The organism is Mesorhizobium sp. CU3 (assembly GCF_006442965.1).
Lineage (GTDB): Bacteria > Pseudomonadota > Alphaproteobacteria > Rhizobiales > Rhizobiaceae > Mesorhizobium.
In genome coordinates this window covers 26,154-40,571 of record NZ_VFWX01000007.1, presented here as the reverse complement: position 1 = coordinate 40,571, position 14,418 = coordinate 26,154, and the positions used below count along the sequence as shown (strand labels likewise).

At 65.7% G+C, this 14,418-nt stretch carries 14 protein-coding genes and 1 tRNA gene; 5 read left to right on the top strand and 10 right to left on the bottom strand.

The window, feature by feature from the left end; genetic code table 11:
• The first annotated feature begins 15 nt into the window (after positions 1–15).
• The 4 genes from FJ988_RS12395 to FJ988_RS12380 all read left to right on the top strand — a co-directional run bounded on the left by FJ988_RS12395 (position 16) and on the right by FJ988_RS12380 (position 4,880).
• On the top strand, positions 16–1,452 hold the full coding sequence (locus FJ988_RS12395; RefSeq protein WP_140817946.1) for a pyridoxal-phosphate dependent enzyme: 1,437 nt from the start codon (positions 16–18) through the stop codon (positions 1,450–1,452).
• Positions 1,449–2,615 carry a PLP-dependent aspartate aminotransferase family protein gene (locus FJ988_RS12390; RefSeq protein ID WP_140817944.1) on the top strand — a complete coding sequence of 389 codons (1,167 nt, stop codon included), beginning with the start codon at positions 1,449–1,451 and terminating at the stop codon, positions 2,613–2,615. Before FJ988_RS12395 ends, FJ988_RS12390 begins: the two co-directional genes overlap by 4 nt.
• 160 nt (positions 2,616–2,775) lie before the next feature.
• A complete protein-coding gene (locus tag FJ988_RS12385) occupies positions 2,776–4,017 on the top strand; it encodes a D-amino acid dehydrogenase (RefSeq protein WP_140817942.1) in 1,242 nt (413 codons plus the stop codon).
• 41 nt (positions 4,018–4,058) lie between these two features.
• Positions 4,059–4,880 (top strand): aspartate/glutamate racemase family protein, encoded by an 822-nt coding sequence (locus tag FJ988_RS12380; RefSeq protein ID WP_140817940.1) that lies wholly within the window; start codon positions 4,059–4,061, stop codon positions 4,878–4,880.
• Between the two features lie 177 nt (positions 4,881–5,057).
• Here FJ988_RS12380 and FJ988_RS12375 read toward each other — a convergent pair whose 3' ends face one another.
• Together FJ988_RS12375 and FJ988_RS12370 are read right to left on the bottom strand one after the other, a co-directional pair.
• Positions 5,058–5,555: a GNAT family N-acetyltransferase gene (locus FJ988_RS12375; RefSeq protein ID WP_140817938.1), complete on the bottom strand. Its 498-nt coding sequence runs from the start codon at positions 5,553–5,555 to the stop codon at positions 5,058–5,060.
• On the bottom strand, positions 5,552–5,845 hold the full coding sequence (locus FJ988_RS12370; protein WP_140817936.1) for a DUF1778 domain-containing protein: 294 nt from the start codon (positions 5,843–5,845) through the stop codon (positions 5,552–5,554). Before FJ988_RS12370 ends, FJ988_RS12375 begins: the two co-directional genes overlap by 4 nt.
• Before the next feature lie 144 nt (positions 5,846–5,989).
• On the opposite strand from FJ988_RS12370, the gene FJ988_RS12365 reads away from it, so the two are divergent.
• The gene (locus FJ988_RS12365) at positions 5,990–6,166 is read left to right on the top strand and encodes a hypothetical protein (protein WP_140817934.1); all 177 of its coding nucleotides are present in this window, start codon (positions 5,990–5,992) and stop codon (positions 6,164–6,166) included.
• A 30-nt stretch (positions 6,167–6,196) separates the two neighbouring features.
• Here FJ988_RS12365 and FJ988_RS12360 read toward each other — a convergent pair whose 3' ends face one another.
• The 8 genes from FJ988_RS12360 to mepA form a co-directional block, all read right to left on the bottom strand.
• Positions 6,197–6,502 (bottom strand): UBP-type zinc finger domain-containing protein, encoded by a 306-nt coding sequence (locus tag FJ988_RS12360; RefSeq protein WP_140817932.1) that lies wholly within the window; start codon positions 6,500–6,502, stop codon positions 6,197–6,199.
• Entirely contained in the window at positions 6,502–8,178 is a 1,677-nt protein-coding gene (locus tag FJ988_RS12355) for a cyclic nucleotide-binding domain-containing thioredoxin-disulfide reductase (protein WP_140817930.1), read from the bottom strand. The genes FJ988_RS12360 and FJ988_RS12355 overlap by 1 nt, the downstream gene beginning before the upstream one ends.
• 327 nt (positions 8,179–8,505) lie before the next feature.
• A tRNA-Leu gene (locus FJ988_RS12350) sits at positions 8,506–8,590 on the bottom strand.
• Between the two features lie 155 nt (positions 8,591–8,745).
• Positions 8,746–9,366, bottom strand: coding sequence for a 2,3-bisphosphoglycerate-dependent phosphoglycerate mutase (locus tag FJ988_RS12345; protein ID WP_140817928.1), 621 nt, complete (start codon positions 9,364–9,366; stop codon positions 8,746–8,748).
• 33 nt (positions 9,367–9,399) lie between these two features.
• Positions 9,400–10,221, bottom strand: a complete 822-nt coding sequence (gene dapB / locus FJ988_RS12340) for a 4-hydroxy-tetrahydrodipicolinate reductase (RefSeq protein WP_140817926.1) — start codon at positions 10,219–10,221, stop codon at positions 9,400–9,402.
• Complete coding sequence (locus FJ988_RS12335) at positions 10,218–12,086, bottom strand: ABC transporter ATP-binding protein (RefSeq protein ID WP_140817924.1); 1,869 nt, start codon at positions 12,084–12,086, stop codon at positions 10,218–10,220. Before FJ988_RS12335 ends, dapB begins: the two co-directional genes overlap by 4 nt.
• A 129-nt stretch (positions 12,087–12,215) precedes the next feature.
• Positions 12,216–13,235: a glucokinase gene (locus FJ988_RS12330; RefSeq protein WP_140817922.1), complete on the bottom strand. Its 1,020-nt coding sequence runs from the start codon at positions 13,233–13,235 to the stop codon at positions 12,216–12,218.
• 90 nt (positions 13,236–13,325) lie between these two features.
• Positions 13,326–14,408, bottom strand: coding sequence for a penicillin-insensitive murein endopeptidase (gene mepA, locus FJ988_RS12325; protein ID WP_140817920.1), 1,083 nt, complete (start codon positions 14,406–14,408; stop codon positions 13,326–13,328).
• Positions 14,409–14,418 lie beyond the last annotated feature (10 nt).

The window sequence follows — 14,418 nt, the reverse complement described above, 5'->3', positions numbered from 1 at the left end:
CCACGGAGCGACCAGATGAGCGAGCAGACCAAAGCGGCGCCCGGGGGCGCGGACACCAATCTGGCGAGGCTGCGGCCGCCTTACGGCTCGGTGCTCGACCTGATCGGCCAGACGCCGATCGTCGAGCTGACCAAGTTCGACACCGGCAAATGCCGGTTGTTCATCAAGCTGGAAAGCCAGAACCCGGGCGGCTCGATCAAGGACCGCATCGCTTTGTCGATGATCGCTGCGGCCGAGAAAGAGGGGCGGCTGAAGCGCGGCGGCACGATCGTCGAGGCGACCGCCGGCAACACCGGCCTTGGGCTTGCCCAGGTCGGCATCCCCAAGGGTTACCGCATCATCCTCGTCGTGCCCGACAAGATGTCGCGCGAAAAGATCCAGCATCTGCGCGCGCTCGGCGCCGAGGTGCGCATGACGCGCTCGGACGTCGGCAAGGGCCATCCAGAACATTACCAGGACATGGCCGAGAAGATCGCCGCCGAGACGCGCGGCGCCTTCTACGCCAATCAGTTCGCCAACCCGGCCAACCCGCTGGCGCATGAGACGACGACCGGCCCGGAGATCTTTTGGCAGCTCAACGGCGATGTCGACGCGGTGGTGGTCGGCGTCGGCTCCGGCGGCACGCTCACGGGGCTGGGCCGCTATTTCGCGCAACATTCGCCGAAGACCGAGATGGTGCTTGCCGATCCGGTCGGCTCGGTGCTGGCGCCGCTGATCAAGACCGGCAAGATGGAAGAGGCCGGCAGTTGGACCGTCGAAGGCATCGGCGAGGATTTCGTGCCACCCAATGCGGATCTCTCGCTGGTGAAGAAAGCCTATTCCATCACCGACAAGCAGAGCATGCTTGCGGTGCGCGATCTTCTGTCGCGCGAAGGCATCCTGGCCGGCTCGTCCTCCGGCACGCTGTTGTCGGCCGCACTTCGCTATTGCCGCGAGCAGACGACGGCCAAGCGCGTCGTTACCTTCGTCTGCGACAGCGGCAACAAATATCTGTCGAAGGTCTTCGACGACATCTGGCTGGCCGAGCAGGGCCTTGCCGACCACGAACAGCATGGCGATCTGCGCGACCTGGTCATGCGCTCGCCGCGCACCGGCGACATCGTCACCGTCGGCCCGGACGAAAGCCTGCTCAACGCCTATGGCCGTATGCGCCGCTCGGACGTTTCGCAACTGCCGGTGCTGGACGGCGGCAAGCTGATCGGCATCGTCGACGAGAGCGACATCCTGGCCAAGGTCGACGGCCCTTATGACGGCCGCTGGGACCGCTTCAACGGTCCGGTCCGCTCGGCCATGAGCTCGAACCTGCACACGCTGCAGGCCAGCCAGACGCTCGATGCGCTCTTGCCCGTCTTCGACCGCAACGAGGTCGCCATTGTCTTCGATGGCGAGGAATTCGTCGGCCTGATAACCCGTATCGACCTGATCAACCATCTGAGGCGCCGCGCAAAATGACTAACGGCAAGAACCGCCTGGCTTTCGACACCCGCGCCATCCATGGCGGCCAGAGCCACGACCCGCTGACCGGCGCGGTGATGGTGCCGATCTACGCCACCTCCACCTACGGCCAGCAGTCGCCCGGCGTGCACAAGGGCTTTGAATATGCCCGCAGCCAGAACCCGACCCGCTTTGCCTTCGAGCGCGCCGTGGCCGATCTCGAAAGCGGCACAGCCGCCTTCGCCTTCGCCTCCGGCCTGGCGGCGATCGGAACGGTGCTCGAACTGCTCGATGCTGGCGCCCACATCGTCGCCACCGACGACATTTATGGCGGCTCGTTCCGGCTGATGGAGCGGGTGCGCAAGCGCTCCTCCGGCCTCAAGGTGAGCTTCGCCGACTTCACGGACCTTGCCGCCGTCGAGGCCGCGATCCGCCTGGAGACGAAACTGCTCTGGGTCGAGACGCCGACCAACCCGCTGCTGCGCGTCGTCGACCTGGAAGGCGTCGCCGCGCTCGCCAAGCGTAAGGGCATGCTTACGGTTGCCGACAACACCTTCGCCAGCCCTTACATCCAGCGGCCGCTGGAGCTCGGCATCGATATCGTCGTCCACTCGGTGACGAAATATCTCAATGGCCATTCGGACATGGTCGGCGGCGTCGCCGTCGTCGGCGACAACAAGGACCTCGCCGCCCAGCTGAAGTTCCTGCAGAACGCCATCGGCGCCATCTCCGGCCCGTTCGACAGTTTTCTCGCGCTGCGCGGCGTCAAGACGCTGGCGCTGAGGATGGAACGCCATTCCGCCAATGGGCTGAAGATCGCCAGATGGCTGGAAGCGCGCAAAGATGTGCGCCGCGTCATCTATCCGGGCCTGCCGAGCCATCCGCAATATGAGATCGCCAAGCGCCAGATGCATGCCTTCGGCGGCATGATCTCGGTCGATCTCGACCGCGACCTTGCCGGCACGAAACGCTTCCTCGAGCGCACGCAGCTCTTCACGCTGGCCGAAAGCCTCGGCGGTGTCGAAAGCCTGATCGAGCACCCGGCGCTGATGACGCACGGCTCGATCCCGGCGGAGAAGCGCGCCGCGATCGGCATATCGGATTCGCTGGTGCGGTTGTCGTGCGGGATCGAGGATGGGGATGATTTGATTGGGGATCTGGAGCAGGCGTTGGGAGTGTGAATCGTCTTGGCGGCGATCCCCTTTGCGGGCTGACGACGCGCCATATGCGGTCGTGCTACCCAGAGAGGGGCGCTGTCCCGCCGACATCCTGGTGTGTGTGCCATTGCAGGCCGCAAGCCACGCTCTAAACTAATCCCAACTTGCGATCTCCGGAGGCGCCATGCGCGTGATCGTGTTGGGTGGGGGCGTGGTCGGCGTCACCACTGCTTACCAGTTGCAGAAGGACGGGCACGAGGTCGTCATCCTCGAGCGCCAGCCTCAGGTCGCCGCCGAGACCAGCTGGGGCAATGCCGGCATGATCGCGCCGGGGCATTCCTTCGTCTGGTCCTCGCCCCGGGCGCCATTGATCCTGTTGAAATCGCTGGTACTGAAGGACCAGGCGCTGCGCTTCAAGCTGTCGGCCGATCCGAGGCTCTACAGCTGGTCCTGGCTGTTCCTGATGGAGTGCACGGCCGAGAAGGCCCGGCGCAACACGCTGCTCAAGCATCGGCTGGCCGTCTATTCGCAATCGGTGCTGCGCGAAGTGATCGCCGACGAGGCAATCGACTACGACCGCAACGATCGCGGCATCCTCTATTTCTACCGCAGCCAGCAGGCGCTCGACAAAGGCGTCGAGCATATGCGGCTCTTGGAATCCGACGGACAGCTGATCAAGGTGCTCGACCGCGACGCCATCGTCGCGCTCGATCCGTCGCTGGCTTCGGCCAAGGAAAAGATCGCCGGCGGCATCCATTGCCCGACCGACGAGACCGGCGATCCGGCGAAGTTCACGAGAGCACTTGCGGCGAAAGTGGTCGAGCGCGGCGGCGATATCCGCACCGGCACGACCATAACGGGCATCGAGACGTCCGGCGACGGTGTGGCGCAGGTGATGACCGACAAGGGCGCGGTCAAGGGCGACGCCTATGTGCTGGCGCTCGGCTCCTACAGCCCGCTGATCGCCAAGACGGTCGGGCTCAGCCTGCCGATCTATCCGATCAAGGGCTATTCGCTGACCATTCCGATCGGTAACCGGCCGCAGCCGCCGACCATCGCCGCGATCGACGAGCACAATCTGGTCGCCGTCTCGCGCTTCGGCGACCGGCTGCGCGTGACCGCCACGGCGGAATTCGCCGGCTACGACACCAGCCACAAGCCGGCCGATTTCGCCTTCATGAAGGGCGTGACCGAGGAGCTTTATCCGGAGGGCGCGGACTACGACCGCGCCGAGATGTGGGCGGGCTTGCGGCCGATGACCCCGAACAATCTGCCCGAATTCGGCCAGCGGCGGCTCCGCAACCTCTACCTCAACACCGGGCACGGCCACATCGGCTGGACCATGTCGCACGGCTCGGCCCGCATCACCGCCGACCTGATCGCCGGCCGCAAGCCGGCCATATCGATGGACGGGCTTTTGAACTGAGAGCATGATCCCGGACGGGATCGACCAAGAAAGGGAATGCCATGTCTGTCAGCGCGGCCGCTACCCGCCCTCAATCCTCGGGGCCTGTCGATCCCAAGCCGGTTGACCTCGGCGTGCTGCCATCCGTGATCGACGGCGGCCTCGCCTCGCGCGCGGCGATCGGGCTTGCGATCCTCGCCACCGACCAGACGCTGGAGCATGAATTCCGCGCGCTGGTGCGCATTCCGGGCGTCGCCTTCTACGAGGCGCGGCTGTTCAACGACAACGACATCACGCCGGAGACTTTGCGCGCCATCGGTCCGCGCATCGCGCCCACCGTCGATCTCATCCTACCCAGCATTCCGCTCGACGTCGTCGGCTTCGGCTGCACCTCGGCGACGATGACGCTGGGCGAAGAAGCTGTGTTCGCCGAAATAAGAAAGGCGCGGCCGGGCGTCGCCTGCACCACGCCGGTGACAGGCGCTTTGGCCGCCTTCAAGGCGCTGGGCGCCCGGGGCATCGGGCTGCTGACGCCCTACGCGCCCGAGATCAACCAGGGCCTGGTGCGCTATTTCACCGGACGCGGCCTCGACATATCAGCCGTCGCCACCTTCGACCGGCGCGACGACCGCGAGGCGGCTCGCATCTCGCTGGCCTCGATCGAGGCAGCGGCGGAGCGCATGGCCGAGGTGCCGGGCGTCGACGCGATCTTCATCTCCTGCACCAGCCTGCGCGTCGCCGAGGCGGTGGCGGAGCTGGAACGCCGCATAGGTATTCCAGTTACCTCCTCCAATCACGCCATGGCCTGGCACTGCCTGCGCCTTGCTGGCATCGACGACGTGGTGCCGGCCGGCGGGAGGTTGTTCGCGCTGAAAGCCGGTTGAGCGCAGTCCGATAATCTCCGCAGATGTTGCGGAGATTAGGCGTCCCTTTCGCCGCACGGAACAAGGTCTACCTGCTGCGCACCGAAGGATCGCCGATGCCCTCGGCCACCACCCGGATCAGCCGGCGGATATCATCCTCGCCGGGGCGTTCGGCTGGCTGGACGTCTGATGCCCGTCTCACTCGGTAATCGTCTCATGCAAGTCCGTCAGCGAGACCATCAGTGTCATCGGGTTCAGCGGTGATGGGCCAAACCCCAGCGCTGTGTAGAAAGCCCGAGCCTCATCCGAGATTGCGTGGACCAGGATGCCGCGAATGCCGAGCGACTGTGCCGCATTCATCACCCGGCGAGCCGCGTCTTGCACCAGCGCTCGGCCGAGGCCTAGGCGTTGGTATGACGCATCAATCGCAAGGCGGGCAAGGATGGCGACCGGAATGGGATCCGGCATGTTGCGCCGGAAGCGGCCCGGTGTCTCACTGGCGGTGACACTGCCGGAAGCAAGCGCGTAATAGGCAACGATCCTTGCGTCCCGGCAAACGACGAAAGTCCTTGTCGCGCCGCTATCCTGATTGGCAAGCGCCCGGCGCTTGAGCCAGTCGTCGAGAACCGGAACACCGGATGAGAACGAGGATGGATCATGGCTGCGGTCCAGCGGCACAGGCGGCTGGAGCGTCACTTGCTCTTCCAGGGCAATGGCGCGTTCATCAGCTTGGCGAGTCGCTCGTTGGGTTTGGCCGGCGCATCGAGCAGGGCTAGAAATTCCGCATAAGCCTCCGGCGAGACCTTGATCAGTGTCCGGTCAAGCAGGGTATCCTCGGCCATGCGCCGAGCGGCATCGAGGATGAAATCCGTTCGGGTCTTGCCAAGCGCGCGCGCAGCCTCGTCGATCAGGCCGCGCTCCTCCGGCTTGATGCGAATATTAAGCGTGCTTCTCTTGGAAGCCTCATCTGGAGGTTCGTGTTTCATGGCTTGAGAATAGCAGCCCGTAATGACGTTGTCATTACTTCGGGCTGCCGACCGTGTTATCGAAATCTGAGCGTTAACCGAATCGGAAAAGGTTGTTTAACGCTTCGTCTCTATGTCCCGCCCCGGGAGGCCAACAGAGCGAGCATGATGAACGACAGCCCCGAAAAGCGGAACGAATGGCGTGCCATCTTCTACGTGCAGGCGCGCGTGGCCATCCTGTTCGTGCCGGTCGTCGTCAGCCTGCTGATCATCGGCGCGCTCGCCGGCAACGACCGCGATCCCAAGGCCATCGATCGCACCGTCACGGGTTCAGTGCGGTAAGAAAGCCGGACCGCGTTCAGACCCAGGATTTCAAACGAACTTCGGGATTGGCCCGTTCTGCGGCGTCGTGTCCTCGCCGAGGTCGATGAAGACCTCGTCGACAAAGCACCAGCCCCAGCCTTCCGGCGGGTCGTAGCCTTCGATGACCGGATGCTGCGTGGCGTGGAAATGTTTTGTCGCGTGGCGGTTGGGCGAGTCGTCGCAGCAGCCGACATGGCCGCAGGTGCGGCAGAGTCTCAGATGCACCCACCAGGAACCGGTCTTCAGGCATTCCTCGCAGCCGAGCGCGCTCGGAGTGACCTTTTTGATGTCCCTGGTGTGCCTGCATTCGTCCATCACGGTCTCCTCGGCGATTCAGCATTTTGCGCCAGATAGGCATGCAGCGCCGCGACCACCTGGGCGCCTTCGCCGACGGCGGCCGCGACCCGCTTGGTCGAACCGCAGCGCACGTCGCCGATGGCGAAGACGCCGCTGCGGCTGGTCTCCATCAGCCCGTGCCCCGGGGTCGTCTCCGGCCCGGTGCGGACAAAGCCTTTGGCGTCGAGCGCGACGTTGCAGTTCGCCAGCCAGTCGGTGTTCGGATCGGCACCGATGAACAGGAAGAGATGCTGGATGGCGCGCATCGTCGCTTCGCCGGTCGCTCGGTTGCGCCAGCGCACCGCCTGCAGATTGCCGTCCTGACCTTCCAGCGCCTCGACCTCGGTCCCGGTCAGCACCTCGATGTTGGGTTGCGCCGCGATGCGTTCGACCAGGTAGCGCGACATGGTGGCGTCGAGGCTGCGGCGCGCCAGAAGCGTCACCTTGCGCACCTGGCTCGCCAGATAGACCGCCGCCTGCCCGGCCGAATTGCCGGCGCCGACCAGCGCCACCTCCTGGCTTTGGCAAAGCCGCGCCTCGATCGGCGATGCCCAGTAATGCACGGACGTGCCCTCGAACTCGGCCAGGTTCGGCACATCGAGCCGGCGGTAGCGCGCGCCGCTGGCGATCACCACCGTGCGGGTGCGCACGGTCTCGCCGTCGCCGATGGCAAGCCGGTAACGGGCGCCGGAATCATCGTCGGCCGCGCCGAGCAGCTTCGCCTCGTCGGGGATCACCATCTCGACGCCGAATTTCTGCGCCTGGTTGTAGGCGCGCGCCATGAGCGCCATGCCGGTGATGCCGGTCGGGAAGCCGAGATAGTTTTCGATGCGCGCCGACGCGCCGGCCTGTCCGCCGAAGGCGCGGCAGTCGAGCACGATGGTCGACAGGCCTTCGGAAGCCGCATAAACCGCCGCCGCAAGCCCGGCCGGCCCGGCGCCGACGATCGCCACGTCGAAAACCTTGTCGGCGTCGACCGGCCGCAACAGGCCCGTGCAGCGCGCAAGCTCGGTTTCGCCGGGATTGTGCATCAGCTTGCCGTTCGGGCAGAGCACGATCGGCAGATGGTGCGGGTCGACATGGAAACGCTCGATCAGCGTTTTCGCGCATGGGTCGGTGTCGGAATCGAGCGCGCGATGAGGAAGACCGCTGCGGCGCAAAAACCCCGCGAGCCGCAGCACGTCGCCATTGCCGGGAGGGCCGATGACGATCGGCCCGCTGATGCCGCTTTCAAGCAAGCCGACGCGGCGCAGGATCAGCGCCCGCATGACGCGCTCGCCGAGATTGGCCTCCTGCACCATCAGGTCGCGCAGCCGCTGCGAGGGGATGACGATGGCCTCGACCGGCGAGGCCGCCTCGGCGTTGACCAGCGACGGCCGGTTCGACAATTGCGCCAGCTCACCGATGAAATTGCCCGGACCATAGGTGACGATCGCCTCGCGCGGGCTGAGCCCGCCGGCCTGGGTGATATCGGCCTTGCCCGACAGGATGAGGATCAGTCCGGGCGACACCGTGCCGGCGGTGACCATATGCTCGCCCGCCGCATAGCTACGCGCCTCGCCGAACCGGCGCATGCGCTCGATGTCCGCGTCGGTGAGGATCGGGAACATCTGGTCGCGGCGGTTGGCGATGGTCGGGCTGACGACGGGTGCCATGGCGAGGACCGTAGCGCCGAGGGCGAGGGGTTTGAAGCGGTTTGTTGGGGGACTGGCCGGACGGGTAGTTCTGGCGCCTTTCGTCATCCACGGGCGGAGCAAGGAGCGAAGCGACGTGGCGCAGACCCGAAGATCCATGCCGTGACTTTCGCCGGAGGGTGCTGCGGGCCAGAATTTTGCACCGTCAGCGACGCTTCAATGTAACGGAATGGATTCCAGGGTCTGCGCGCGTCGCTTCGCTCCTTGCTCCGCCCTGGAATGACGAAGTTCAGAGGTTGTCGCGTCGCGTGTGACTGTGAAGCAATCCCGTTGGCAGTCGGGATGAGATGGTGCCCAGAAGAGGACTCGAACCTCCACTCCTTGCGGAACACGGACCTGAACCGTGCGCGTCTACCAATTCCGCCATCTGGGCTGGTGCGGGCTCATGTAAGCGGGCAAACGATGTGTGTCAACGCGGTTTTTTTCGCTGGCGCCGGCTCTCTTAATCCTCAGCGTCGGCGCTGCCCCCCATTGCCCTGCCGGGCACTTCTCCCCGTAGAACGGGTCGAAACAGGCTGACCCAACGCCTCACCCCTCAAGCACATCCTTCTTCGCCACGGTGGAATCGGCGTTGAGCCGGTAGATCACCGGCACGCCGGTGCCGAGCTCGAGCTTGACGATCTCTTCGCCGCTCTTGCCGTCCAGCGCCATGATCAGCGCGCGCAGCGAATTGCCGTGGGCGGCGACGAGCACGGTTTCGCCGCGCAGCACATGCGGCTGCACCTCGTGCAGGTAATAGGGCCAGACGCGGGCGCCGGTGTCCTTCAGGCTTTCGCCGCCGGGCGGGGCGATGTCGTAGGAGCGGCGCCAGATATGCACTTGATCTTCGCCCCATTTCTTGCGCGCGTCGTCCTTGTTGAGGCCGGAGAGGTCGCCATAGTCGCGCTCGTTGAGCGCTTGGTCGCGGATCGTCTTGAGGTCGCTCTGGCCGACGACGTCGAGGATGTGCTGGCAGGTCTTTTGCGCCCGCTTCAGCGCCGAGGTGTAGGCGACGTCGAACTTCAGGCCGAGCGCCTTGAGTTTTGCGCCGGCGGCGAGGGCCTCGGCATTGCCCTGCTCGGTCAGGTCGACATCGCGCCAGCCGGTGAACAGGTTCTTCAGGTTCCATTCGCTCTGGCCATGGCGCACGAGCACGAGAGTTCCCGACATGTTTGCTCCTTTGGAATTTGCGGAAGAGACGCCTCAGCTCAGGCCGAGTACGTCCCGCATGGAATAGAGACCAGGTTTCTTGCCGTGCGCCCAGAGCGCCGCCTTGACGGCGCCGCGCGCGAAAATCGCCCGGTCCTCGGCATTGTGGGACAGCGTGATGCGTTCGCCGGTGCCGGCAATGATCACCGAGTGGTCGCCGACCACGGAACCACCGCGCAGCGTGGCGAAGCCGATCGAGCCCGGCTGGCGAACGCCGGTATGGCCGTCGCGCACCCGCACGCTGTTGTCGGCAAGGTCGATGCCGCGGCCCTTGGCGGCCGCCTCGCCGAGCAGCAGCGCGGTGCCCGACGGCGCGTCGACCTTGTGCCTGTGGTGCATCTCCAAGATCTCGATGTCGAAATCGTCCGGATCGAGCGCCCGCGCCGCCTGCTCGACAAGCACGGCCAGAAGATTGACGCCGAGGCTCATATTGCCGGATTTGACGATGGTCGCATGGCGCGCGGCGGCGGCGATCTTCGCATTGTCGTCCACCGTGCAGCCGGTGGTGCCGATGACATGGACGATGCGCGCCTGCGCGGCATAGCCGGCAAATTCGACGGTTGCCGCGGGCGCGGTGAAATCGAGCACGCCGTCGGCCTTGGCGAAGGCCGGCAGCGGATCATCGACGATCGGCACGTTGATGATGCCGATACCGGCAAGCTCGCCCGCGTCCTTGCCGAGATAGGGGGAGCCCGGCCGCTCGACGGCGCCGGCGACGCGCGCCCCGGGCATGGTGTGGATGGCGCGGATCAGCGTCTGGCCCATGCGGCCGGCCGCGCCCACCACCACTAGGCCCATGTCGCCGGTTTCACTCATACGCTTCCCCTCACGGCCTTCTTGGCGCGGCTTCGCGCCGGAGTTTGGCCCGAAGTCTGGCTTGCCTTGGCATCGTCGACAAGCCCCAGCCCGTTCTTGCCCTGGATCCGGTGGAAGCGGGCATAGATGCTGTCCGGGTCGGCCATCAGCCCGGCATGGTTGCCCTGCTCGACCAGCCGGCCCTCCTCCAGGACGATGATGTGGTCGGCATTGACTACCGTCGACAGCCGGTGTGCGATGACGATGGTCGTGCGGCCTTCCATGACATGCGTCAGCGCTTCCTGGACGCGCGCTTCCGCCTCGTTGTCGAGTGCTGAGGTCGCCTCGTCGAGCAGCAGGATCGGCGCCTGGCGCACGATGGCCCGCGCGATCGAGACGCGCTGACGCTGACCGCCGGAGAGCGTCGAACCGCTTTCGCCGACCGGTGTGTCGTAGCCTTTCGGTTGCTGGCGGATGAACTCGTCGGCGGCGGCCAGTTTGGCAGCCTGCTCGATCTCGGCATCGGTCGCCGAGAGCCGGCCGTAGCGGATGTTGTCGCGAATCGTGCCTTCGAAGAGATAGGGCGCCTGCGAGACATAGGCGATCGAGCTGCGCAGCGAATGTTTGGTCACCTTGGCGATGTCCTGGCCATCGACCTCGATACTGCCTTGGTCGACATCGTAGAAGCGCTGCAGCAGCGCCACCATGGTCGACTTGCCGGCGCCCGAAGCGCCGACGATGGCCGTCACCTTGCCTGCGGCGGCGGTGAAGCTCAAATCACGCAGCACCGGTATATCGGCGCTGTAGCCGAACGTCACATGGTTGAAGCGCACTTCGCCGGTGGCGATCCTGGCCTCGACGGCGTCGGGCGCATCGCCCTGTTTCGGCTCGAGGTCGAGCAACTCGTAGATCATGCGCGCATTGACCAGCGCGCGCTCCATCGTCACCTGCGTGCGCGCCAGCCGCCGCGCCGGATCATAGGCCATGATCAGGGCGGTGATGAAGGAAAAGACTGCGCCCGGCGGCTGCCCAAGCACAAGCGCCCGGTAGCCGGAATAGGCAAGCACGGCGGTAACGGCGAGACCGCCCAGAATCTCGGAAATCGGCGATAGCCGCTCGGCGACGCGGGCTATCTTGTTGTTCCGCTGCTCGGCCGTATCGGCCATGATGCCGATGCGTCGCGCCAGCTCGCCCTCCAAGGTGAAAGCCTTGACGATGGCAATGCCTTGCGTGGCCTCCTGTACCGATCCGTTCAGCTGCGAATTGATCAGCACGGACTCCCGGTTGATCTTGCGCAGCCGGCGGGTGATGTAGACGACGGCCCAGATCAGCGGCGGTCCGATCAGCAGCGAGCTCAGCGACAACACCGGGTCCTGGTAGATCATGACGCCGACGAGGCCGATCAGCGTCACCGCATCGCGGCTGATGGAGGTCAGCGTCAGCGACAGGAGATCGCGAACGCCGCCGACATTCTCGTTGACCTGCGCCGCCAGCCGGCCCGAACGCGTGTCGTTGAAGAAGTTGACGCCGAGCCTCATCAGATGATCGAAGACGCGCTTCTGGTAGCGCGCGACCAGATTGTTGCCGATCTTGGCCAGTGCGACTGCCTGGCCGTAGCCGGCGAAGCCGCGCAACAGGGAGGCACCCATGAACCCGGCGCAGATCCAGAAGATCATGTCGGAACGCCGTTCATAAAAGATCTGGTTGATCATCGGGGCCATGATCCACGCCGTGAAGGCAGTGGTTCCGGAAACGATCAGCAGGCAAGTGATGGCGACCACATAGGTCCAGCGGTATTCACTGCCGTTTTCAGCCAGGATACGGCGCAGCACCGCCCTGACCTCGGAGGGCTGGACTTTCAGCTTGAGTGGATTTTGGACTGTCAAATCGCGGGCGCTTCGTGGTTTGTCGGGATGCCAGGCTGCATTTCGGCACCCTCTTAGCGCCCCCGCTACGGCTTGCCTATGGCGAAACTTCGTCGCGGCGACCAATCACCATCCCAAAACCTGGCCCGATCACGCCCGCCAGTGCCGCCCCGCCGTCTGCACGCCGAACAGCGACGGCGTCCGCGCATAAGCGGCGAGCCCGAGCAGCGCCGCCAGCGGATGGGTGATGACATAGACCGGCATTTCGCGCATCAGCGCGCTGTGCGGCGCCTTGTCCTCGAAGGCGGCGCGGAAATTGCCGGCTTTCAGCGCCGGCACGATCTTTTGCGCGATGCCGCCGGTGAGGAACACGCCGCCGCGGCCCATGAACACCAGCGCCAGATCGCCGGCGGTGCGGCCGAGGCAAGTGACGAACAGCTCCAGCGCCTCTTCGGCTGTTCGGTCGGATTTCGAAAGCGCCGCGCCGGTGATCTCGGCCGGCGTGGTGAACGGCGTCGGCTTGGCGTCGGCCCTGGCCACGGCGCGGTAGACGTTGACCAGCCCGCGGCCGCACAGGATCTGCTCGCCGGAGATGCGGCCCTGCAGCTTCTCGATATGCGGGAACACCTCGAAGTCGCGCGGCGTGCGCGGGCCGATATCCATATGCCCGCCCTCGCCCGGCACCGGGATCCAGCGGTTGAGCGCGTAGATCAGCCCGGCGACGCCGAGGCCGGTCCCCGGGCCGAGCACGACGCGGCTGGCATTGGGCTCCGGCGTGCCGCCGCCGATCTTTTCCATATGCTCTTCGCCGAGCGCCACCACGGCAAGCGCCTGCGCCTCGAAATCGTTGAGCACGACGACCTCGCTCAGGCCCAGATTGGCAAACATCTGCCTCGGCTTAACCACCCAGGGACAGTTGGTGAGCGGGATCTCGTCGCCGTCGACCGGCCCGGCAATCGCCAGCACCGCCGAATTCGGCCGGATGGACGAACGATCGAGCACCGCCGCCTGGATCGCGTCGTCGATGGTGGCGAAATTGGCGGTCTGGACGATCTGCGGCTCAGTCGCCTCGGAATTGGCGTCGAGCACGATCGAGAAGCGCGCATTGGTGCCGCCGATGTCGCCGATCAGGACCGGAAATCGCAGCCCCGTCTCATCTTCGCCTGCCATGCTCTTCGATCGTCCTCGTTGCGGCGCCAATACGCCGTTTCAATCGATTGACTAGCGTATGACCCCCGAAAGGGGAAGCCCGCTTGCGCCTCAATTCCCCGGTCGTGGACGCGGTACCGGAATGCCGATCTTTGGCGTCGGCGCGAAGGCGTTGGCGGCGGCGGGCATGCTCCCCGCCCCGCTGGAGATCGTCTCGGCCGGCGCGTCCGGCGCCGGCTCGGCCACGGCGATCGCGGCTGCGCTGCCGCCACGGTAGGTCACCGCTTCCAGCGAGGGCGCGTCCGGCGCGTCGACCACGCCCTGGCACTGCTTGGGCAGGTTCGCCATGGTCATCAGGTCGCGCGCCTTGGGCGCATCCGGGTTCTTGTTCGGCCGCCACGGCTCCTCGGTGAACCACCAGGCGAGCGGCTTGCCGCAGCCGTCATCGTCGGGCGTCGTCTCCTGCGCCTTGCAGAAGGGCGAGCCCGGCTGGCAGCCGATGCGCATGTGGAAATGATAGTCATGACCCCAGAACGGCCGGATCTTGCGCAGCCAGGAGCGATCACCGGTGACGGTGTCGCAGAGCTTCTTCTTGATTCCGGGATTGACCAGGATGCGCTCGACCTCCGGGTAGCTCGCCGCTCGCTTCAGCAGCCTGGTGTGCTGCGGCGTCCACAGCGCCTCCTTCACCAGATGTGTCTTTTCGTCGACCATCAGCGTCGCGCTCATACTCTCGCGCTGCGCCATGGTCAGAGGCCGCTTCGGCATCGGCGTCAGCCAGATGTCGGCGTCGAGCCCGATCTGGTGCGAGGCATGGCCGGTGGTCATCGGGCCGCCGCGCGGCTGCGAGACGTCGCCGACCAGAAGACCCGGCCAGCCATCCGCCTGGGCGTCGCGCGACAATTTCTCGATCAGCGCGATCATCGCCGGATGGCCCCAGCGGCGGTTGCGCGACGGGCGCATCACTTCCCAGGTCGGTCCGTCCATCGGCAGCGCGACGCCGCCGGCAAAACAGCCTTTGGAATAGAAGCCGAAGGATTGCGCCGCCGCGACTGCCGGCAGTTTTCTGGCGCCGAACAGGTCCTTCGCGCGCGGCTCGGCCGAAATCGCGCCGGCCGCCAGCGCGGCCAAGGTCACCAGCGCCAGGGCGGCGGTCAGGAACGGTTTGCGCTCCGGCAGCGATCGCAAATTCATCAGGCTGGTT

What these genes read in the sequence shown, in the direction of transcription:
- FJ988_RS12395 (WP_140817946.1), top strand. Translation starts at nt 16, where the DNA reads ATGAGCGAGCAGACCAAAGCGGCGCCCGGGGGCGCGGACACCAATCTG.
- FJ988_RS12390 (WP_140817944.1), top strand. Translation starts at nt 1,449, where the DNA reads ATGACTAACGGCAAGAACCGCCTGGCTTTCGACACCCGCGCCATCCAT.
- FJ988_RS12385 (WP_140817942.1), top strand. Translation starts at nt 2,776, where the DNA reads ATGCGCGTGATCGTGTTGGGTGGGGGCGTGGTCGGCGTCACCACTGCT.
- FJ988_RS12380 (WP_140817940.1), top strand. Translation starts at nt 4,059, where the DNA reads ATGTCTGTCAGCGCGGCCGCTACCCGCCCTCAATCCTCGGGGCCTGTC.
- FJ988_RS12370 (WP_140817936.1), bottom strand. Translation starts at nt 5,845, where the DNA reads ATGAAACACGAACCTCCAGATGAGGCTTCCAAGAGAAGCACGCTTAAT.
- FJ988_RS12365 (WP_140817934.1), top strand. Translation starts at nt 5,990, where the DNA reads ATGATGAACGACAGCCCCGAAAAGCGGAACGAATGGCGTGCCATCTTC.
- FJ988_RS12360 (WP_140817932.1), bottom strand. Translation starts at nt 6,502, where the DNA reads ATGGACGAATGCAGGCACACCAGGGACATCAAAAAGGTCACTCCGAGC.
- FJ988_RS12355 (WP_140817930.1), bottom strand. Translation starts at nt 8,178, where the DNA reads ATGGCACCCGTCGTCAGCCCGACCATCGCCAACCGCCGCGACCAGATG.
- FJ988_RS12345 (WP_140817928.1), bottom strand. Translation starts at nt 9,366, where the DNA reads ATGTCGGGAACTCTCGTGCTCGTGCGCCATGGCCAGAGCGAATGGAAC.
- dapB (WP_140817926.1), bottom strand. Translation starts at nt 10,221, where the DNA reads ATGAGTGAAACCGGCGACATGGGCCTAGTGGTGGTGGGCGCGGCCGGC.
- FJ988_RS12330 (WP_140817922.1), bottom strand. Translation starts at nt 13,235, where the DNA reads ATGGCAGGCGAAGATGAGACGGGGCTGCGATTTCCGGTCCTGATCGGC.
- mepA (WP_140817920.1), bottom strand. Translation starts at nt 14,408, where the DNA reads ATGAATTTGCGATCGCTGCCGGAGCGCAAACCGTTCCTGACCGCCGCC.